Source organism: Candidatus Baltobacteraceae bacterium, assembly GCA_036488875.1.
Classification (GTDB): Bacteria; Vulcanimicrobiota; Vulcanimicrobiia; order Vulcanimicrobiales; family Vulcanimicrobiaceae; genus JAFAHZ01.
The window spans coordinates 414,393-435,014 of the sequence record DASXGW010000001.1 but is presented as its reverse complement, the minus strand read 5'-3'; the positions used below and the strand labels follow the sequence as shown (position 1 = coordinate 435,014).

Below are 20,622 nucleotides of genomic sequence, written 5' to 3'. Positions count from 1 at the left end.
CGCGGTCGAATTCCATGACGCACTGTTCGATGACGTCTACGCCAAAATCCCCGGCCCCCTACCGCAGCGGACCGAACTCCTCGCCCGACAGGGCTATTCCGGTGACGGCGCGGGCGGTTCGGCGTCCTAGGCGGCGCAGCGCAAAACCGATGCGCCACGGACTGAACACGTAGCGCTTTGCATCGACGACGCAAACGTCTCCCGCGGCGGAAATGGTATGAATTCCGCTGCGATACCGGCCTCCCGGCGGTCGTATCGTTCCGACGGTCGTTTCCTCGAACTCCCGCTCCGTCAACTTCTCGATGCGCTCGATGTGGATCATGGCTCCGTACGACGCGGCGCAATCCTGGACTGGGCGGTAGAGAGCACCCTCGTGCGTGAAGAACGCGCCAGCGCAACGTGCGGAGCGAGCGTCGATCTTTACGGGATTGAGTGCGTGCGGCTTCCACGTTCCAAAAAGGTCGTCGGAGTACCACACGTAGAGGTGTGAGTTGAAGCCGCGCTCTACCGCTTCTGCGCTCGTGCAGAATAGCCACCATTTTCCGTCGTGCCGCACGACGGTGCTGTCGACTCCCGCGAAGTTGTCGACCAGCGTGCGCACGTAATGCCATCGGTCGACCGATTCGTTCGCGCGGTAGAGACAGATTTTGTTCGCGTGACCCGACTCCGGGATGCAATACAACGCCCCATTCAGCTCGAACACGTGAGGATACGACAAGTGGTGCGGCTCTTCGATCGCGACGGTGGGTTCCGCCGCGCGATTGCACGCGAATTCGCTCGACACCAAGATGCCGCGGTTGTGCCGGTGATCGAACTGCTCGCAAAATAGCATCGTACGCGCGCCTAAACGTACCACGCACGGGTCCGCAAGATACGTGTGCGTTTTGGCGGGAAAGAGGTATCGCGGTTTCGGTCGCGCGTTACGTCCGATGAAATCGCTCGGCGATTCCCGCACGATCCCCACATTCCAGTCGACGGAAAAAAGCCGGCTGCGGAGGTACTCGAACGTTCGCGCGCCGGCCTCGCTCGAACTAAGCAGCGCCGTTTCGAGCGCGGTAGGCCAACCGTACCGGACGCGCGGCTGCACCGCCGCCGAACCGGCGGCCTCCGCCGCCGTATCCTCGACTCCGTTCGCGCAGACCATCGACGGCCACGCCGCCATCGCCTTGCAAATGGCGTCTACGTTACGCGAGAACGAAGCCTTCACCGTGCCGAGATGCCCGCACTTCAGCACGGTCTCCGCGCCGGCGCTCGTCCTGACGAGAGCCGCCGACGTGACGTCGTGGCCCGCGTACATCTCCCAAAACCCCGGCACGGCCGCGCGAAAACGCGCGGGATCGCCGTAAACGAAGCGCCACACGCCGTAGCGAGCGCTTTGTGCGGCGTCGCCGAGTTCGACGTCGCCGAAAACCAAAATGAAATCGAGTGCGAGATCGCGCAGATGCCGCTGCCACTCTGCGCCCGAATCGTCGGAGTCCAAGGTAATAAATTCATCGCTCCGCCGCGCCAGTTCGTCGGGCGCGACGACGCGTTGGGACGACGCGACGGTCGCGGCGCACAATCGTTCGTAAGGAGCCGCCGCCGGCGGCGCGGGCGCTGCGCAGGCAATCGCGCAGCGCAAGCGCGCCAAACGGCGCATTTCGATGTTGCGGACGCACTCGAGCTCCCACGCTTTGAGCCGGCCGCCGGCAACGACACCGTACTGCAGCATAATCACCGCCATAATGGCACCGATGACCCTTCGGAAACGCCGGGCTGATGTGGAAGCGCGACTAGGACCTTAGGGGGCGGGACCAATGGCAGTTGCGTCCCGGTCATCGTTATAGGGTACAGCTAAACCCTACCGTGAGCGACGTCGGAAAACGAAGTCTCGAGACTTTTATAACCAGAACCGCTATCCGAGCGGTTGCCGTGGTCGGTTCGATCGTCATCGCGCGCACGTTAGGAGCGTCCGGTAAGGGACTTTTTACCTATGCGAACGCGGCGTTGATGCTCGTGCTCGTGATGAACGGTCAAAGTGCGGCGGTAGCGTGGCAATACACCAAACGCCATCGCTCGCCGGCGGCCGTTACGCGCGCGATGCTCGCGATCTGGGCCGGCACGTGTCTTGCCGCCATTGCGGTCCTGGCCGCAATCGCGTGGTTCGTACCGGGGCAAGGCGTTCTGTTCTGGGTCGCTGCGGCCGTGCCGTTTGCGCTCTTTGCGCAAACGTCGACCGGCTTTTTCCTCGCCGACGGAGACGTTCGAACCGTTGTCGTGGCGCAACTGTTTCCGGGAGTCGGCGCGGTGCTGCTCTACATTCCCTTACTCGTTTTCGATCGGGCGCCGCTAGGAGTGCTGCTTGCGATCTGGGTTGCAGGCTTCGTAGCGGCCTCGTGCTACTCGCTGCTGCGCTTGGGCCGGTACTCGTCGGGGACGACCGGTGAGGATCGCGGACCGTTGCTGCTCGAACAGCTCCGGTACGCGTTTCAAAGCAGCCTGACGAACGCGGCCGCCTTTCTCAACTTCAAGATCGACGTATTCATTATCATGGCGATGCTCGGAAATGCCCAGCTTGGCATCTATTCGATCGGGATCGCGATCGGGGAACTCCTGTGGGAGATCAGCCGCGCCATCAATACCGCATGCTTCGGGCGCATTGCGCGCGGAAGCGAAGCGCAGGCCGCACAGGCGACGGCGACGTGCATGCGCCACTGCTTCGCATTATCGATCGCCGGCGCGGGATGCATTGCCGTCGCCGCCCCGTTCCTCGTCCCGCTTCTCTACGGACGAGCCTTCGAGGGGGCGGTGCTGGTAACGTGGCTGCTCTTGCCGGGAGTCGTGGCCTACAGCACGATCGGTGCGCTCACGTCCTTCTTCTTGCAGCAAGTCGGTGAGCCGCGGCTCGTGCTCGCCTTTCGGGTGGTCTCACTCGTGATTTGCGCCGTGGCGACGGTGGCGATGCTGCCGATCTTCGGCATCGCCGGCGGTGCGATCGCGACGTCGATATCGTACGTGATATCGCTCGCGCTCGCTGCTGCGTATTTTGTCCGTCGAACCGGAATCGCTCCGAGCCGGCTCTTCCTGGCGACCAGAAACGACGTGATACCGTACCGGAACCTCGTTGGAAACCTACTCCGGTTACCCTTAGGAACTTGACTATAGGGGACGTTCTCCCCTAACGAGGCGTCGCTTGCAGACCTACTATGAGATCGTGGACATCATCCGTTCGAGACGGGACGACTCTGCGGCCGAGAGCGTCGCGGTAGCCGATGCGTGCGAGCGCTTGACGTATGCCGGGCTCGACGAAAAATCGACCCGGCTTGCGATGCGCCTGCGCGAAGCGGGGGTGGGTCCGGGGCGCTGCGCCGGCGTGCTCGTCGAGCGATCCGCTCGCTTCGTGGTCGCTGCGCTGGGCATCGTAAAAGCCGGCGCGGCTTACGTGCCGCTCGACCCTTCGACGCCGGTCGATCGAGCGGCATTCATTCTCGAAAACGCGGGCGCGACCGCGCTGGTCACGCAGCCGAACCGAATGGATCGTTTACCGCAGGGCTCGTGGCTGACGGTGGACGTCGACGACCTGCCTGCGCTTGACACTTCGCGCTTCACGGTTGCGCAACCCGACCCGGAAAGCGTCGCCTACATTATTTATACGTCCGGCTCGTCGGGGCAACCCAAAGGCGTGGAAGTCACCCACGCAAACCTCGCCAACTTGATCGATTGGCATCGGCGAGCGTTTGACGTCACCTCGGCTGACTGTGCCAGCTTGGTCGCCGGCCTTGGCTTCGATGCCGCCGTGTGGGAGATCTGGCCATATCTTGCGGCCGGAGCAGCGATCGTCGTCGCGGGCGAAGAGGTACGGCGATCGGCCGATCAACTGCAGCAGTGGCTTGTCGAGCAACGCATTACGATCGGTTTCGTTCCGACGATCCTCGCGGAACCGATGATCGCCATGTCGTGGCCGGAAAACACGCGTCTGCGCTACCTACTGACCGGTGGAGACGTACTGCGCCGCCGGCCCAATCGCGAGCTGCCTTTCGCTCTGGTCAACAACTACGGGCCGACGGAGTGTACGGTCGTCGCGACGTCCGGCGTCGTGTCCCCCGAAGACACGAACGAACGCCCCTCGATCGGGCGTCCGATTACCAACGCAACGGCGCTGATTCTCGACGAAGAACTCAACGCCGTGCCGTCGGGTCACGCCGGGGAGTTGTGTTTGGCCGGCGCGCTCGTCACCCGTGGGTATCGGCATCTGCCCGACGCCACCGCAAAGGCGTTTGTAGAATATACCGGCGCCGGCGGATCGTTGCAGCGCATCTATCGCACCGGCGACCGCGCGCGACTGCTCGAAAACGGCGAAATCGAGTTTCTCGGGCGCCTCGACGACCAAGTGCAGATTCGCGGACATCGCGTAGAGCCGGGCGAAATCGTGGCGCGCCTCAACGAATGTACCGGCGTGGCGTGCAGCGCGGTCGTCGCACGCACCGCGTCGCCGGCCGATCCGGCGCTCGTCGCTTACGTCGTCGCCGCCGATGGAGCGCGTCTCACGGCGACCGGTTTGCGTACGGCACTTACAGCCAAGCTGCCCGAGTATATGATTCCCTCATCGTTCGTATCGCTGCCGTCACTCCCGCAAACCGCAAACGGCAAGCTCGATCGATCCGGGCTTCCGCTTCCGTGCGAAGCGAATCGCCTGCCGAACGATTCGGGCGATTCTGCGACGGCGGCGCCGCCCGACGAAGGCGTGCAGCGGGATATCGCAACCATGGTCGGATCCCTGCTGGAGCAATCGTCCATCGACCCGCAAGCCAACTTCTTCTTGATCGGCGGCCACTCCATGCTTGCCGTGCAACTTGTGGCGCGAATCCACGACGCGTTCGGTGTAAAGCTCACGCTTCGCCAGGTCTTTACCGCGCCGACCGTCGCGGCGTTGTCCACCGAAGTGACGCGCTTGAAAACCGGGACGTACGCCTAGGTATGTCGTGTACGGTAAGGTAGCCGAGCAAGACCTGAGCCTCCATTACCTGCTGGATCCGGACGTGCTGGCCGATCCCTATCCGCTCTATCGGCGGCTTCGCAGCGAAGACCCGGTGCATTGGGATCCCTATCTCCACGCGTGGGTCGTCACTCGCTACCAGGACGTGATAACCGTCTTGACGCGTTTTTCGGCGGATCGCACGCCCCCGCCCGAGTACTTCGAGACCTTAGGCGTCCCCGAGGTGAGTCCGGTCGCCAAGGTGATGGTCAAACAGATGCTGTTCATGGATCCGCCGGCTCACACCCGATTGCGAACGCTCGCCGCACCCGCTTTTATGCCGGCGCGCGTGCGTTTGCTGCGCGATCATATCGAACAGATAGCAAACCGGCTCGTCGACGAGATCGTAGCGCGAGGCACCGGCACGATGGACGCGCTCGCCGACTTCGCCGAGCCGTTGCCGGCGATCGTGACCGCCGAAATGCTCGGCGTTCCGGTCGAAGACCACCCTCGGCTCAAGGATTGGTCGGCTGCCTTTGCCGGAATGCTCGGAAACTTCCAACACAATCCCGACCTGCTCGGCGGCGTTTTGGAAGCCGTCGAAAACCTTACCACTTACTTTCATAACGCCGTTCGAGAGCAGCGAAAGCGCCCGCGGCCCGGACTGGTTCATTCTCTTTTATCGAGCGAAGTCGACGGAGATCGTTTGAGCGACGACGAGATCGTCGCGAACTGCATCGTCACGATGGTCGGCGGACAAGAGACGACCACGAATTTGATCGGCAACGGCCTGCTGACGCTTTTGCGTAACCCCGAGCAACTCGAGCGTCTGCGCCGGGAACCGCAGCTCGTGAAGGCAGCCGTCGAAGAGCTGCTGCGATACGAAAGCCCGAGCCAGCTCACGGCGCGTCTCGCTCCGCGCGACGTGACCCTGGGCGGCAAGCAGATGCGCAAACGCGACGCGGTGATTGCCGTCATGGCAGCCGGAAACCGCGATCCCGAGCGATTCCCCGAACCCGATCGCGTCGATTTCGATCGAACGGATAATCGGCATCTGGCATTCGGGTGGGCCGCGCACTTTTGCTTCGGAGCACCGCTGGCGCGTCTGGAAGGGCAGATCGCATTCGAAACGCTGCTGCGCCGGTTCTCCACCTTGACGTCGACGTGCGAGAAGCCCGTGTGGCGCCAAAACCTCGGGCTGCGCGGTTTGACCACCCTGCCGATTTCCTACGAAACCGGATCGTGAAGGTCGCCGAATCGATGGCACCGACGCGCTTGCGCCCGGCCGCGTTGCGCGACTACGAGCGCATTGCGGGGTTGGCGCGCGCCCATGGACTCGACGTTCCCGTGTTCGAAGATTGGAGCGGTTTGTGGCGCGACAATCCGGTGCGGACTCGACGGGGAAAAGATTATCCGATCGGGTGGGTGTTGGAAACCGAGCGCGGCGAGATGGTCGGATGCATGGGCACCGTGCACGCGCCGTACACGTTTCGCGGCCAAGATCTGACTGCGGCCGTAGCCCGCGCGTGGTTCGTTTACCCGTCGTATCGGCCGATGGCGCTCGAGCTCATGGACGCATACCTCAATCAGCCAGGCGTCGACCTCGTGCTCAACAATGCCGTCAGCGCCCCCGCCCACGACGCGTTTGCGCAGTTTTGCAGTCCCGTTCCGCTGGGACGTTGGGACAGAATCTCGTATTGGGTAACGCGACACCCAACGCTTGCCAAAGAGCTCCCGCGCAGCACGAGTTCTCCGACGATTGAAGCCGTCGATCGCTTCGATTCGCGGTTCGATACGTTCTGGAAAGAGCTTCGCCGGCAAAACCCCGACGTGCTTTTGGCCGATCGCAGCGCCGACGTTTTGAGTTGGCATTTCGCCGCTCCGATGCGCAAGGGACGTCTTTGGACGTTTACGGCGTCGCGCGGCGGCAATCTTCGCGCGTATTGCACGTTGACCCGTCAAGATCACGCCTTTCGGCTACCGGCGTTGCCTTACGGCGATACGCAGCTTCCCGGCATGCGCCTCGTCGACTATCAGAGCATCGAACCGGAGATCGACTTCTTGCCCGATTTCCTTCGCGCCGCGCTCGAGCGTTGCCGAAGCGAGGATCTCGATATTCTCGAGATGCTCGGGCGCGGCGTACCGAAGATGCGCGTCGTCGACGAATGCGCTCCGCATTGCGAAGAGTTGGAGAACTGGAAGTTCTATTACCGTGCGGCCGATGCGGCGCTCGACGGCGAGCTGCGCCGGCCGGAGCGCTGGGATCCCTCAGGATACGATGGAGACGTCAGCTTCGAGTAGCGCGGCGCCTCCGGCTGCTCCGCAGCTTCGTGAAGCGCGGTTTTCGGACTACGAAGGCATCATGCGCTTGGGCGAGGCTTATTCGTTTGCGGTCGTGTCGCTCGACGACTGGCGCGATCTTTGGATACACAACCCGTTGTGGGAGCGGCTTGGCAACGGTTGGCCGATCGGATGGGTGCTCGAAGCCGGCGGCGGCGAGATCGTCGGCTCCTTTTCGAACGTGCCGTCATCGTACGCGTTTCGCGGAGAGCGTCTGATCGCTGCCAACAGCCGCGGATGGGTCGTCGCCCCACCGTATCGCGGACTCGCGTTATTGCTCTTAGACGAATACTTCAACCAGGCGTCGGCCGACGTCTGCATCAGCACCACCGCCGGGCCGTTGGCGTTTGGACTACTCGAACACTGTGCCGGCCGCATTCCCGTCGGTCAATGGAACAAGGTTTCGTACTGGATTGCCGCGCATCGCGTCGTCGCAAAGCAGGCACTGGTGCGGCGGAAGCTCCCGTTTGCCGGCGCGCTCGCCATCCCCGCCGGAGCGGCGTTGCGCCTAACCGATGCCCTCAGTCGAAAACCGCTTCCTACCCGCAATGCTAACGTTACGGTCGAAGCGCTCGACGGTTTCGACGCGCGGTTCGACGCATTTTGGGGCGAACTTTGCCGCCGCCGGCCGGAAACGTTATTGGCAGTGCGCGACGCCGCGACGCTGTCGTGGCACTTCTCACGCCCGCTTCGCGACGGGCGACTGTGGATCTTGACCGCTTCTCGTAACGGTCGCATGCTCGCGTACTGCATTTGCAAACGCCAACCGCGCTCGCCGCTGCGAGCAATGCGTCTGGTCGATTACCAAACCCTCGGCGAGGACGTCGATCTCTTACCCGATCTGCTTCACGCCGCGCTTGAGATGAGCGCGCGCGACGATGTCGGCGTCTTCGAGAATCCCGGGCGAGACGTTCCTAAGATGTGCGGCTTAGACCGATGCGCGCCTTACGTCCGAACGCTGGACAACTGGCCGTTCTTCTATCGCGCGGGCGACGAGCGCCTCGCGACCGAGCTAAAGCGTGAGTCCGCTTGGGACCCGTCGGTCTTTGACGGCGACGCGAGTTTAGAATAAGCTCGCTCGTAGCCAGGTAACGGTAACGTCGGCGCCGTCGCGCGGCCGTATGGCCGCCGCTGCGACGTGCGTTGCGCTGGGCTCGTAAAAGAACAGCCGCCAGTTTCCCATCGGCAGCGGAGCGCCGCCGGCGCCGAACCCGACGCGTACCCGCTCGGGCGTTGCGCCTAGCCCTCTCCCCGTGCCTTTCACATACGCCTCGTGCAGCACCCAAAGCTTAAAGAGGCTTCGCGTTTGTTCGACCGGCGGCAACGTCTCGAGTTGCTGACGTTGCGCTGCGGAAAGGAAGTCTCGCGCGACGGCGGCCGTGTCGACGGTTCGCGACGTGCTCTCCACATCCACACCTGCCGCCCCCGCCGATGTAACGAGACAGACCGCAAGTCCGTCGGTTCTCGACAGACTAAACCGTAGCGACGGGCGTTGCAGCGGCGCTGCGATCGCCGGTTTGCCGGACACACTTCGCCTGAACCGCCATGCCGGCGGATCGACCGGCGCATACTGCGACAGCGACCGGCGGCACAGCGCGATGCTCGCAAGATAGCGCAATTGCAATCGATCGGTCGACAGGGCGCGATACCGCGCTACTTCGTCGGAAGCGAGCCACGGTAGACATCGTTCGCGCAGTGCGCGGCCGTCGAGTTCGTCGAGAAAGAGCATCCACGCATCCGCGGCTACACCGCGTGCGCTTCCGAAACTGCCTCGTCTAAGGTCATCCACTGGCCGCGATTCCATTCCCGCTCGTACGCGGCATTACCCAGTTCCCGGCGCAGTTCGTCGGTCAATTCGTAGAACAAGCCTTGTTCCGTGACCGGCCGCGAGACGCCGCGTTCGAACGACGCTTGCGCGAAACCGGCCAGACGAGCCGCGCGCTCGTATGACGCGCCCGCCTTCGCCAGGCGCGCGAAGTGATCGAAACTCAGCGCGATGCCGAACGCATGACCCGTAGCGCGCAACGTCGCTAAACCTTTGCGCAGCGCGATGCGCGCGGCCATCAAGTCGCCGCGTTTGAGCTCGCCCAAGCCCGCGTTCACAAAACAAAGCGCAGCGTACGCCGGGCGCACCACTTCGACCAGCGCGGCCGCCTGGCGCCACATCGCGATCGCCGTATCGATCTTGCCGTCGCGAAACTCTTCCAGCGCCGTGTTGCCGTAGAGTGCGGCGAGCATCACGACGTCGGTGGGATCGGCCACCAGCGCGGCTTCGCGCAACGTTTTGCGCGCCTCTTCGTGGCGTCCGGCATCGGACTGCACGTACGCCAGGTTGCGCATCAGCCCGACCGCAAGATGCCAATCGCGCGCGCGTTTCGCGGCCTGCACGCCGTCGATCAGCGCGCGCTCGAAAGCGGCGTCGATGCCGCCGCGCTCGCGCAGTTGCGCCGCCGCCGACAGCCACAGTGCGTATGCGGCGCCGAGTTCGTCACCCGAGCTCGCGTACAATTCGAGCGCCCGACGCGCCGAGCGCAGCGATTCGGCCGGCGCGCGGAAACGCCGCAGCTCCGACAAGGCCATCTGCAATCCGGCTTCGACCGTCGCCGGCAGATCGCCGGGACGCACTACGCGCCGCAGCTCGTTGGCGAACTCGCTGCCGGGCGAGAGATCGAGAATCAATCCCGCGAGCGACCGTAATACGTACGAGGCGGCCGTGGGATCGTCCACCTCGTCGATCGCCAAGCGCAGCGCGGCGCGATAGTTGTCGAACTCACGGCGTTGCGCGCGCAGCCACGCTTCGTAGGGAAGCTCCGTCTTGCGCGACGTTGCACGTCCGGCGAACGCGCCGAAATACTCCACGAAGCGCTTCTTGACCGCGGGCATCTCGCCCGACGCCGCCAACGCCGCGCGCGCGTGCTGACGCACCGCCGGCGGCAGCGAGTAGCGTCGCTCGCCGTCGCGTTCGGTGCAAATTGCCAATGCCCGACGGACCAGCGCGTCGAGTGCCGCGCCGGCATCGTCGCTCGAGACGTCGCCGCCCGCACACACCGACGCGGCCGCCGCCTCGCCAAAATCGCCGGGGAAGATGCCGAGGCGATACGCGACTGCTTTATACGGCGCGGAAAGACGGTCGCAGCTCCACTCGACCATCGCTTGCACGTCCTCGGGCGCCTCCGGCAGTCGTTCGGGCGCGGCCGCCGCGAGCTCCACGACGAGCGGCATGCCGCCGGCGCGCTCGAATGCACCGTCTATCTTATCTCCCGCGCGGTCGGCGAACAGTTCGCGCGCTTCGTCAGCGCTGAGCTCGCCGATTTCGTAGGTCTTCTCCTCGGCCAGCCGCAGCGGGCGGCTCGTCGTGCACAACACGCGCGTGCCCGGCGCGCGCGCGATCAGACTCTTCGTCAGCGACGCGCAAGCATCGGCGACGAGCGTCGAGTTATCGAGCACCAGCAGCAGCTCTTTTCCGCGCAACAGCTCGGCGAGCTGCGCGGCATCGGCGCCTTCGAGCTCGAGTCCGGGAAAAAGCGTCGACGCAACGGTACCGGCTACGGCGTCGGCCGTCGTGACGGCGCGCAGATCGACGAATCGCACGCCGTCGGGATACCGGGCTCCGCACCGCTGCACGAGCGCAAGTGCGGTGCGCGTCTTGCCCGCGCCCTCTTGCCCCAACACCGTTACCACGGCGCTCTCTGCGAGCAGTTGCTCTAACCGCGCCAGATCCGATCGCCGTCCAACAAACGAGCCTGCGTCGTGGGCGACGTGATGCTCCGCCGTCGAGCGGCGTCGCGCTTCTTGCGCCTTCGAGCCATAGCCGTCGGCCGCGACGCGATTGCGTCCTTCGCCCTTGGCGCGCTGCAGCTGCGCGTTTGCCGCGGCCATAACGATCTCGGGCGGATGCGCCGCATCGGGAACGTACGTGGCGACACCGGCACTCACGCTGGCCGCTCCCAACGTCGATCCTTGGTGTTCGATTTCCAGCGCCCGCACTGCCGTGCGGATCTGCTCGGCGATCTCGATCGCGTCGGGGGCGTCGCAGCCGGGAAGCAGCACCGCGAACTCTTCTTCCCCGTATCGCGCGGCAAGGTCGCCTTCGTGTTTTGCACTCGCTTCGACGATACCGCCGATTTGCCGCAGACACGTGTCGCCGGCAACGTGGCCGTAGGCGTCGTTGAACGAAGCAAACAAATCGACGTCGATCAGCACGACGCTCAGCGGTTTCTCCGTGCGCCCCGAGAGCTTCCATTGTTCGGCGATCGCCCGATCGAACGCGATGCGATCGACGAGCCCCGTGCGGCGGTGCGCGGCGCGTTCCTCGTCGTACATACGCGCGCTCAAATAGAGCGCGCAGGTCTCCATCATCGAGACGTCGTCTTGATCGTAGGCGTCCGGCGTCAAAGATTGCACGCTGAGCGCGCCGATGATCGTTCCGCCGAAAGTAACCGGCACGAAGATGCCCGAAACCGAATTTTGCGTCTCGCGCCCGCCGACGCTTACCAGCTTGCTGCTGGGCCAATCTTCTTCGCGGCAAAAGAGCACCGGCTGACCCGTTCGCAGCACCTGCGCCACGATGCTGTCGGGCGGCACGATGACGTTATCGGGCCGCGCACCCGAGCCGTCTTCGTAGTTGTAGTCTAAGCGCGCGGTGTCTTTATTGCCGACCGCGATCAGCACGCTGCTGGCGTCGACGAAGTGCGCGAGCAAGCCGGCGAGTTGCGCATAGACGCCGTGCAGCGGCACCTTGGCGGAAAACAGGAGCGCGACGCGCCGAACCAGTTCGCGCCGGCCCGGCTTGCGCTGCGACGGCGCCGAGTGCGGAATCGCATGCGCGAACCGTTCGTCGAGGCCTTCGCCGAGCTCGATGACGCGATGCCGAACGATCGCGTACACCATCGCAAGCGGTGAGAGCGACGATAAGAATCCAAACGCGGCCGCGTAGGCGTACGGCACGTGCATCGCGACGAGGATCACGTTGGCCACCGTGAACAGGCTGCCCAACGACGGTCCTGCGATCGCCCAAACGAGCCGGTGGCGCGCGTCGCCGCGCGATCGTAGCAGCGTGCGGAGCAGCAGGGCGATCGCGAGCAGCGCCGGCACGTAGTAGAGCCAGTTCACCAGCGCCGCGAACGACAACGACGGCCAGCCGTAACATTCCGCGACGTAGTGTTCGACGAACGCCAGCACGACGGCGCCCATGTACGCCCACGCGGCGCGCTCGATTACGGCGAAGCCCGGTTGCGGACGATTGCTCGGGAACCGCGCCGCAAAAGCAATCAAACCGAGAAATCCCGCGGCAACGACGCACGGGACGAACCCGAACAGCGCTGCTGCAAAGAGCAGCGGCGACCCGCGTTGGCCGAAAAACTCGAGCGGCAAAATGTTCGGCTGCTCCGCGAGGATCACGAACAATGCAAAGCCCCAGGTGATGACGCTGGGGCGAAAGAGCACGAGCAGACCGGCGACGATCACGCTCAAGAGGTACGTGATCAGCCGGACCTCCATGAACCATTTCGGCCGATGCGTGTCGACGGCCGCGGCGCGCAGCTCAACCTGACGCTGCCCCGACGCGTTCTCGACTGAGAACGACGCGGGTTGCCCGACGGCGAGGTACCAGCCGGTACCTAGGTTTGACTGCAGCGCCAGGGCGAGGCGATCCGCGGGAGAGGCGAAGGCGAAAATCTCGTCACCGGGCTGCAAGCCCGCGCGCGCCGCCGCGGAGCCGCGCTGGACCGACGTCACCGCCAGATTTCGTTCGCCGAACCCGTTGTTGCGCCAGGCTAATTGCATGCCGTACGTTGCGTGCGGCACGTAGACCGTCACCATCGCGGCAATTGTTACGGCGCCGACGATTGACAGCAGAATCGTCAGCGTCGCATTGGAAGTCCAACCGTTCTTCCAGGCGCCACGCCCCATTGACGGGACCTTCGAACTAAGCGCCTCGCGTTCCGCTTATGGCGGCCCGGGGTTCTTCCAAGCGGTACCGTCCGCGTAAATCACTTTGGTAACGACGCAGCGAGCCGAGCTCAGCCCCAGCGGCGACACGCCGGCCGGAAGCGCGAAGACGTGATTGATCGGCTTTCCGCTCTCGAACGACCCGCGATCCGATACGGATTGAATCGGCCCCGCGGTCGTGTCAACCTCGAAATCGACCTCGGTCGCCGCGGCCTTTGCCGTGTTCACGTACGCGATGCGCAGCGGTGGCGGATCGAGTTGCGCGTGACACGTGCTAATCGTGACGTTCGAACCGGGCGTTTGCACCGGCGGCGGCGTCGGCGGAGCGGCCGAGGCGAACGGCCATACCGCAAGCAGCACTTGTGCGAAAACCACCTTAAGCAGAGATGCGCGCTCCTTGCCGCCACGTGGCGAGCACCGGGATGCCGGCGATGCTTTCGGGCGCGGTCGTCAGCGGGTCGTGCGCCAGCTCGACGAAGTCGGCGTCTTTCCCGGCTTCGATGGAACCGATGCGATCCGCAAAGCCGAGCTGCGTTGCCGGATAGATCGTGCATCCTTTCAGCGCTTCCAGCGGCGAGATCCTCTGATCGTAACCGATCGTCGTGCCGCTGCGCGTTTTCCGCGTGACCGCCGTCTGCATGTAGCGCAGCGGTTCGGGCTGCGACACGCCGTAATCGCAGTGGAACGAGAACATCATGTTGCGGCGCACGCAGTCACCCGCCGCATCCAAGCGAGCCGCCCGCGCCGGACCGATGATGCGCTGCGCGAACGCGTCGCCCCAAATATACGTGTGATTGTTGAGAAACGTCGGCGTAATCCCCATCGACCTCATGGTGTCGAGCTGATCGCTGCGCGAAATGGTCAAGTGCTCGAAGCGCACGCGGAATCCGTCGGGCACCTTCGGCCCGTACGCGTGCTTGACGGCCTCGAGCGCGACGTCGATCGCCGCATCGCCGTTGGTGTGCATGAGCACGCTCCAACCGTGGCCGTGCGCCAGCTTCAGCCAGTGCTCCAGCTCGTGTTGCCGCCAATCGAGCCGGCCGTTGGAGAACCCCGTCGTCGGCGGATGACTGAGGTACGGCTCGGTCACGTTCGCGGTTTCGCCTTGCGGCGTACCGTCGACCCAGATCTTGAGCGCGGGCACCCAGAGCGCGCCGCTGCTGCCGTAGAAAAAACCGTCGCCCGGGTGCGACCGCGAATGGGAAAACAGTTGCGGGCTGTTTTGCGCCGTATCGGTGAGAATGAGCGAACTCATCACGCGCACCGGCGTCTGCGGGTTGGCAGCCAGCGGCTCGTAGATCCCGTTGAGGTCGTCGGCAACGTGCCCGCTGAAGAGTCCCGCCGCCGGATCGTGCCAGGTCGTGATGCCGTTGCGCTGCGCCTTTTTTAACAGCGCGTAAATGGTGTTTTGGAGTTCCTGCTGCGTCGGGTCCTTGACGTATTTCAAATACGGACCGGTGGCAAACTCGTAGATGATCCCTTTGACACCGTTGCCGTCGTCGCCGATGAGTCCGCCGCCGGGGAACGTCGTTCCGGGACCCACCGCACCGTGCGTGTGCCGCCTGACGAAGTCGAGCGCGGCGGTATTGACGTAGTAGAGATGGCCCGTGCTGTCTTCAATGAAAATGGGGTTCGTCGTCGAGATGCTATCGAGAAAGCCGAGGGTCGGCGGACGGAAATGGGGATGAAGCAGCGACTCGTCCACGCCCTGGGCGTACACCCAACCGTGCCGTCCGTTCGGCGACGCGACCAGGTTGGTCAAGCGGGCGTGCAGCTCGTCGAGCGTACGAACGTCCGACAGATTGGCTGAAACCAAGTCCAGTAACGTTTGCGAGATGTGCGCGTGGGCCTCGATAAACCCCGGGGCCAGCGTCGCGCCGCCCAAGTCGTAAAGATGCGCGCCGGGATACTTCTTCTCGAGCGTTCCCGCGCTGGCCGCGGTCGCCAAGATGCGTCCGCCGCGTATCGCTACGGCGCCCGCGCGCATCGGTGTTCCGAGCGTGATAATATTGCCGTTGGTCAATACCGTGACTTCGCTCGAGGGCACCAACGGCATGACGGCGTTGGATCCGCTCGAACAGCCGGCGAGGGTAAACGCCGCGCCCAGGCCGCCGAGAAACCTTGAACGAGTCAGGCGGTCGCAGCAAGCATGCATCCGCCTGTAGTACGAGGCGGCACCTTCACTGTCATTCTGAGCCGCCTCAACAGGCGTCGCGTAGACGTTTGGGCGTTACGCCGAGCGATCGACGTATGGCCAGCGCCATATGACTTTGATTGGCAAAACCGGCCTGAAGCGCTACCTCGCACAGCGGTAGGCGCGTGCGCGTGATGAGCTCTGCCGCGCGCTCCACGCGCCGGCGAATGACGTAGCGATGCACCGATACTCCGGTCGAGCGTTTAAAGAGTTCGCCGAAGCGCGATGCGCCCAAACCCGCTTGACCTGCGATATCGTGCAGGGTCAGGTCGCACGCGAGCCGCTCCTCAATGTACGCGCAGGTGCGCTTGAGCGTGCGTTCCGGGAGTCCGCCCCTTACCGGCTTGGGGTCGGCTTCGATCCAGCGCCGCACGAGCTGCGACGCCAAAGCGACGCCCAAACTGTCGGCGTAGATGCGCCCAAACGGCTGCTCTTGTTCGAGTTCTGCTTTGAGCGCCCACAGCAAATACTCGATCTTCGGATCGCGGCAGGTCAGACGATGCGCGATCGCCAGTCGATCCGGATCTGCTCCCATGTCGTCGGCCGTCTCGCGTACGAACGAATGTTCCAGTCCGACCGCCAGAAAAATACTGTAGCCGTCGTCCGTCCACTCAACCGAGCTGTACGCCGGCAGAATGTCGAAGTTCCCCGGCTGCTGCAGGCGCGTGGCGGCGTTGTCGTCGCAGATCACGGTCGTCGTCAGCGGCGGGCTGACGAGCATCGTCACGTTATGGCGCGCGAGCGCGACCGGCTCGCTCTTGCCGCCGGCCACCTCGACCAGCGCAGCGCGAAAGCCGTTCCAGCCGCGTTGCTCGGAACTGACTCGCGAGAGCTCGTCCAACGGACGCTCGAGCCAGCGCTTGTCGACGTACGATCCCTCCATCGAACGTATAAACACGCGCCGGCAGAGCGGTGTGACGCTCATTTTTTACATCCGATGAAACCAACCGTCGAAGCGCGTCTTCCACATACGGCCGCCGTCCATGGAGGTTTGCCACAGCTCCTCGACCGCGTCGCCTCGCTTGCTCCACGTTCCACGATTGAGCCGCGGCTTGCCGTTGACGTAATCGGTTCCCTCGAGCATCATGGCGCCATTTTGGAGTCCGCCGTCGAGATTGAGCACGAAGCCCGTATCGTCGACGAACGACTGATGCCACTGCTTACGGCCGGCATCGTACGCGGAAAAGCCTTCGCCGACACTTGGATCGCCGGCGTCGTGGTACTCTTCGTAGATCGTGCAATTCTTCAAGCGTTTGATGAGATAGTCGTGCCCTAACAGCTTTCCGTGCGCGTTGGTCACGCGCCAGTTACCGACCCAAAAGTCGAACTGATGGTAGACGGGGCCTAGGCACGCCGCGATGAGGAACGTCAGTACGAGGTGCACGTCAGCGGCGCGGGGTGGCGAGGAACGTTGCGAGCGTAGCGTTCGACGCCGGACACGCCCCTTTCACGAGCTTGCAGGCTTGCCCGGCGATTTGGCCGGCGTCGTTGATGCCGCCGACGCTCACGAGCGCCCACTTCGGATACGCCGCAGCGACCAGTTTGGTCAAGTCAGTCATCTTTCGGTTCTTCCATAGATACACGTGGGAGCTGGGGAACGATACGCCGAGCACGACCCCGCGATCGTTGATGCTCGTCGGCTCGCTCACCGCGTCGCCGGGGAGCGTTCCGATTTGAATCGGAGCCTGAGATGCATCCTTCCACATCGCCGAGATGAAGTTTGGACTCCCCTCACGATCGGCCTTTCCGGGCTTATTGAGGAATCCGACGATTTGTCCGCGATCGTTGATCGCCGTCGGCGTGTTCCACGAACGGCCGCCGATCGTCTTGAGCTCCGTAACGGCGCCATGTATCCACGCGACTGCGTGTCGCGCAGTGTAACGTCCGACTGCCTGATCGCAGATGCCTGAGATGCCGACGACCTCGCCGCCGGCATTGACCGCCGTCGCGGCGCCGTCGGGGTCGGGCTTTCCTTTAACCGTTAGGGTCGGAAGCTGCTGCAGTTGCAACGTCGACGCGTTCCACGTCACGGGAACGAACTGCAGCTGCTGCGGCGCCACGCACGTCGAGTCCGTCTGACTCGTCTCCGCCCACCCTGCGATGGTACCGCTTTGATTCATTCCGGCGGCGTAGCCGTTATTGCCGCCGGCCGTCGGCAACGCCGTCATCGTTCCGTCGTGCCAAACGAAGCCGACGCACGTATCGCCCGAACTACCGCCGTCCGGAAGAAACGCATGACAGCCCCAACTTTTGCTCTCTTTGAGCGGATCCGGCGTGGACGTCTCCGAGATTCCCGAAGCGTATCCGCTATCGTTCGATACCGGCCACTCGATGGCGCTGTTCGGACCGCCGAGCGTCTTGAGATCGATCGCGGCGTGTCCTTTCCAAATCGCTGCGTGCATGACGTTGTTACCGCTAAGGAACGAAACGCCCATCGCCCAGCCGAGGCGGTTGATGCTGTTGGCCGCACTGTTGGTGCCGCCTAGCGACCCTAGAATGCGAATCGTGTACCCGTGCCGGCTGCTCGCGGCCGAAACTTGGCCGGGAGGCAGCGCTCGATTGCCGGCCGCCGCACAGGCTCCGAACGCAAGAACAGCACAGATTCCCAACGCCGCACGACGATTCATGAGGTCACCTCCCGTTGCGTCTATGCTAGATCGCAACGCAAGGACCCGTCGCCCACATTCCGCCGATTTTAAACACGATCTCTCGTTGCCACTGTCATCCTGAGCGTAGCGAGCGCAGCAAGCGGGAGTTGCGCCGGCCGCATCAGACCAAGAAGACCGTACCGAGCGTCGAACCGGTGCGCTCTATGTCAAACTACGACGCCGTCGCCATTGGCGGAAGCACGCGCAGACGCGGAACCGTCACGCCGAATTTTCGCTACCTGGTCGGCCTTGCCGACAAGCGCCGACCCCGCATATGCTATCTCCCTACCGCTTCGGGCGATCCGCAGGAGAACATCGACCAGTTCTTTCGCACCGCCGCGAGGATCCAGTGCAAGCCGAGCGTGCTGTCGCTGTTTCGCACCGACGTCGTCGACATGCACGCTCACCTGCGCGCGCAAGACGTCATCTTCGTCGGCGGCGGAAACACGCGTAACATGCTTTTACTTTGGAAAGCTTGGGGAATCGATACTGCGATTCGCGAGGCCTGGGAGCGAGGAGCGGTGATCGGCGGAACGAGTGCGGGCGGACTGTGCTGGTTTGAGAACGGCGTCACCGATTCGTATCCGAACGTGTATCGCGAGCTAGACTGTCTCGGCTGGTTGCCGGGAAGTTTCTGCCCGCACTACGATTCGGAACCGCAGCGTCAGAGCGCGATCCGAAAGCTGCTGAGAGAAGGGAAGATCGCCGACGGATACGCTGCTGACGACGACATCGCTCTGCATTTTCGAAAGGGGAAGCTCTATCGCGTGCTTTCGCAGCGCCGGGGCGCCAAAGCCTTCTCCTACAGTCGCAGCGGTTCGAAAACGACGATCCGAACCATCGATCCAGAACCTCATAGAGCGCTGCGTTAGGCTAGACGGAGGAGCCGTCAGGTACGCAGCACCACCATGCTCCAGGGCGGCAGCACGATCGTGAAGTGTCCCTTCCACGCGTCCAACTTGCCCGAACGCGGACCCTTCCAGACGTTGTTCTTCGTCAAATCGTAAATGCTCTTGTCATAGGTCCACGTCAGGCCGCCCTTGCCCGACGCCACTCCCTCGATCTTCACCGGCACGGTCACGGCGCCGTTCTCGTCGAGGTTGAAGAGCATCACCGCGTAACCGCTGCCGTAGGTCGACGCGTACGCGCGTACGTTCGGCAATCCGGCGACCTTGCTGCCGACGACGCGTTCGCCGTCGCGCACGAAATGCGAAGCCACCTCAAACGCGCGCCCGGTCGGCGTCAGCGTTCCGTTACCCGGCACGTTCGTGCCGTTGCAGCCGTAGTTGCTCGGTCCGGCTTCGAACATTTCGTAGCCGCCGAAGTTTTGCCAGCCGTAGAGCGCGCTCGACATATTGCCGTCGGTTTCGCAGTTCCCGTAGCCGAACCACCAAGTCGACCGCGCGACCCCGTCCTCGAGCATTTCGCCGATCGCCTGTCCGGCGTAGAGCGCCTGCGTGATCGACATCGACTGTTTGCCGGGGGTCGAATACACCGACCCGATTTCGCCCACGTAGATCAGCGCGTTCGAGTGCCCGGCGGTCTTGAGTTCGGCCTTGAGCGCGTCGATGGTCGACGTCAGTTCCGCCGCACCCTTGTCGATGATAAAGCTGTCGCTTTCCTGGCCCGGCGTCTGCGGATAATAATGCAGCTCGACGCAATCGTACTTCGCTCTCTTGAGGACGATCGGATCCCACCCCGTGTACCACCCGGGTTCGACGTCGACGCACACGTCGATCGGCGTCTTCGACGCGGCCTTCATCTGCGGATAGAACTGCGTCGCCACCAAGTTGGCGTACGTCGCGGGATCGTGCCGCGTCGACGACGGCTGATGCATGTCGGTCTCCCACGACGCGCCGAACTCTTCGTTGCCGATCGACCACCACTTCACGCCGTAACCCATCGTGTTGTTTGCGTAACTCACCCAGCCGGAAGCTTCCGACGGGCTCGCGCCGTCGGTGCATTGCGGATTGGAACCGTAGTTCACGGTGATCGCCAAATCGAGTTTCGCCGGCCGCACCACGTCGTTGACGAAATTACTCAGCGTCGAAGGCGCGGCGACGTAGCCGCCGCTGCACGCACCCGCGCCCAAACTGTTGGTCTTCCAATGATAGTTGTCCGATTCCGAACCGCCCGGCCAGCGCGTTGCGCGCAGACCGGCCGCGCGAAACGCCGGCGCAATCGTCGACAGCGTAATATCGTTCCACGTCGCCTCGTTCGCGCCAAGGACGAGACCGAAAACCCTCGCGCCCCGCTTCTTGGGATTCACCGTAATCAAGGGCGACGCTGCAGGCCGCACTGTACTCGGCGCAGCCGTCTGCGGCGCAAAATCGTTCGGCGCCGAGCCGCCGCGGCATCCCGCCAGAATTAACAATAAAACCGGAACAAGCCTCGAGCGCATCACTTCGCCGTTATAGCACGACGCGAAGTCTTTTTGAACCATTAACCCGTCAACGCAAGGTTAACGAGATTCGTTCCCCCTGGCGGAGTTTTGAGACATCGCTGATCGCGCAGCGCGGCCGGCTGCGTTATGATAC

At 63.7% G+C, this 20,622-nt stretch carries 15 protein-coding genes; 6 read left to right on the top strand and 9 right to left on the bottom strand.

Annotated elements, in window-relative coordinates; genetic code table 11:
• Window positions 1-58: 58 nt before the first annotated feature.
• Window positions 59-1,723 (bottom strand): hypothetical protein, encoded by a 1,665-nt coding sequence (locus VGG89_01910; protein ID HEY1975287.1) that lies wholly within the window; start codon window positions 1,721-1,723, stop codon window positions 59-61.
• A 188-nt stretch (window positions 1,724-1,911) separates the two neighbouring features.
• On the opposite strand from VGG89_01910, the gene VGG89_01905 reads away from it, so the two are divergent.
• From VGG89_01905 to VGG89_01885, 5 genes are read left to right on the top strand one after another with little or no spacing between them, the layout of a single operon-like run.
• Window positions 1,912-3,138, top strand: coding sequence for a polysaccharide biosynthesis C-terminal domain-containing protein (locus VGG89_01905; GenBank protein HEY1975286.1), 1,227 nt, complete (start codon window positions 1,912-1,914; stop codon window positions 3,136-3,138).
• Between the two features lie 34 nt (window positions 3,139-3,172).
• Window positions 3,173-4,954, top strand: coding sequence for a non-ribosomal peptide synthetase (locus VGG89_01900; GenBank protein ID HEY1975285.1), 1,782 nt, complete (start codon window positions 3,173-3,175; stop codon window positions 4,952-4,954).
• 7 nt (window positions 4,955-4,961) lie between these two features.
• The gene (locus VGG89_01895; protein HEY1975284.1) at window positions 4,962-6,200 is read left to right on the top strand and encodes a cytochrome P450; all 1,239 of its coding nucleotides are present in this window, start codon (window positions 4,962-4,964) and stop codon (window positions 6,198-6,200) included.
• A gap of 14 nt (window positions 6,201-6,214) precedes the next feature.
• Complete coding sequence (locus VGG89_01890) at window positions 6,215-7,255, top strand: hypothetical protein (GenBank protein ID HEY1975283.1); 1,041 nt, start codon at window positions 6,215-6,217, stop codon at window positions 7,253-7,255.
• Entirely contained in the window at window positions 7,233-8,366 is a 1,134-nt protein-coding gene (locus tag VGG89_01885; GenBank protein ID HEY1975282.1) for a hypothetical protein, read from the top strand. Before VGG89_01890 ends, VGG89_01885 begins: the two co-directional genes overlap by 23 nt.
• Here the strand turns inward: VGG89_01885 and VGG89_01880 are convergent.
• From VGG89_01880 to VGG89_01850, 7 genes are read right to left on the bottom strand one after another with little or no spacing between them, the layout of a single operon-like run.
• Window positions 8,358-9,083, bottom strand: coding sequence for a 4'-phosphopantetheinyl transferase superfamily protein (locus tag VGG89_01880; GenBank protein ID HEY1975281.1), 726 nt, complete (start codon window positions 9,081-9,083; stop codon window positions 8,358-8,360). The genes VGG89_01885 and VGG89_01880 overlap by 9 nt on opposite strands.
• Window positions 9,038-13,204: a diguanylate cyclase gene (locus VGG89_01875; GenBank protein ID HEY1975280.1), complete on the bottom strand. Its 4,167-nt coding sequence runs from the start codon at window positions 13,202-13,204 to the stop codon at window positions 9,038-9,040. The genes VGG89_01880 and VGG89_01875 overlap by 46 nt, the downstream gene beginning before the upstream one ends.
• Before the next feature lie 36 nt (window positions 13,205-13,240).
• Entirely contained in the window at window positions 13,241-13,618 is a 378-nt protein-coding gene (locus VGG89_01870; protein HEY1975279.1) for a hypothetical protein, read from the bottom strand.
• A gap of 1 nt (window position 13,619) precedes the next feature.
• Window positions 13,620-15,398 (bottom strand): amidohydrolase, encoded by a 1,779-nt coding sequence (locus VGG89_01865; GenBank protein HEY1975278.1) that lies wholly within the window; start codon window positions 15,396-15,398, stop codon window positions 13,620-13,622.
• 46 nt (window positions 15,399-15,444) lie between these two features.
• Window positions 15,445-16,362, bottom strand: coding sequence for an AraC family transcriptional regulator (locus VGG89_01860; GenBank protein ID HEY1975277.1), 918 nt, complete (start codon window positions 16,360-16,362; stop codon window positions 15,445-15,447).
• A 3-nt stretch (window positions 16,363-16,365) separates the two neighbouring features.
• Window positions 16,366-16,821 carry a hypothetical protein gene (locus tag VGG89_01855; protein HEY1975276.1) on the bottom strand — a complete coding sequence of 152 codons (456 nt, stop codon included), beginning with the start codon at window positions 16,819-16,821 and terminating at the stop codon, window positions 16,366-16,368.
• A 1-nt stretch (window position 16,822) separates the two neighbouring features.
• A complete protein-coding gene (locus VGG89_01850) occupies window positions 16,823-18,064 on the bottom strand; it encodes a hypothetical protein (protein ID HEY1975275.1) in 1,242 nt (413 codons plus the stop codon).
• Window positions 18,065-18,249: 185 nt separating this feature from the next.
• Here VGG89_01850 and VGG89_01845 point away from each other — a divergent pair, with 185 nt between their 5' ends.
• Entirely contained in the window at window positions 18,250-18,957 is a 708-nt protein-coding gene (locus VGG89_01845) for a peptidase E (GenBank protein ID HEY1975274.1), read from the top strand.
• Between the two features lie 17 nt (window positions 18,958-18,974).
• Here VGG89_01845 and VGG89_01840 read toward each other — a convergent pair whose 3' ends face one another.
• Window positions 18,975-20,486, bottom strand: a complete 1,512-nt coding sequence (locus VGG89_01840; protein HEY1975273.1) for a hypothetical protein — start codon at window positions 20,484-20,486, stop codon at window positions 18,975-18,977.
• Window positions 20,487-20,622: the final 136 nt, after the last annotated feature.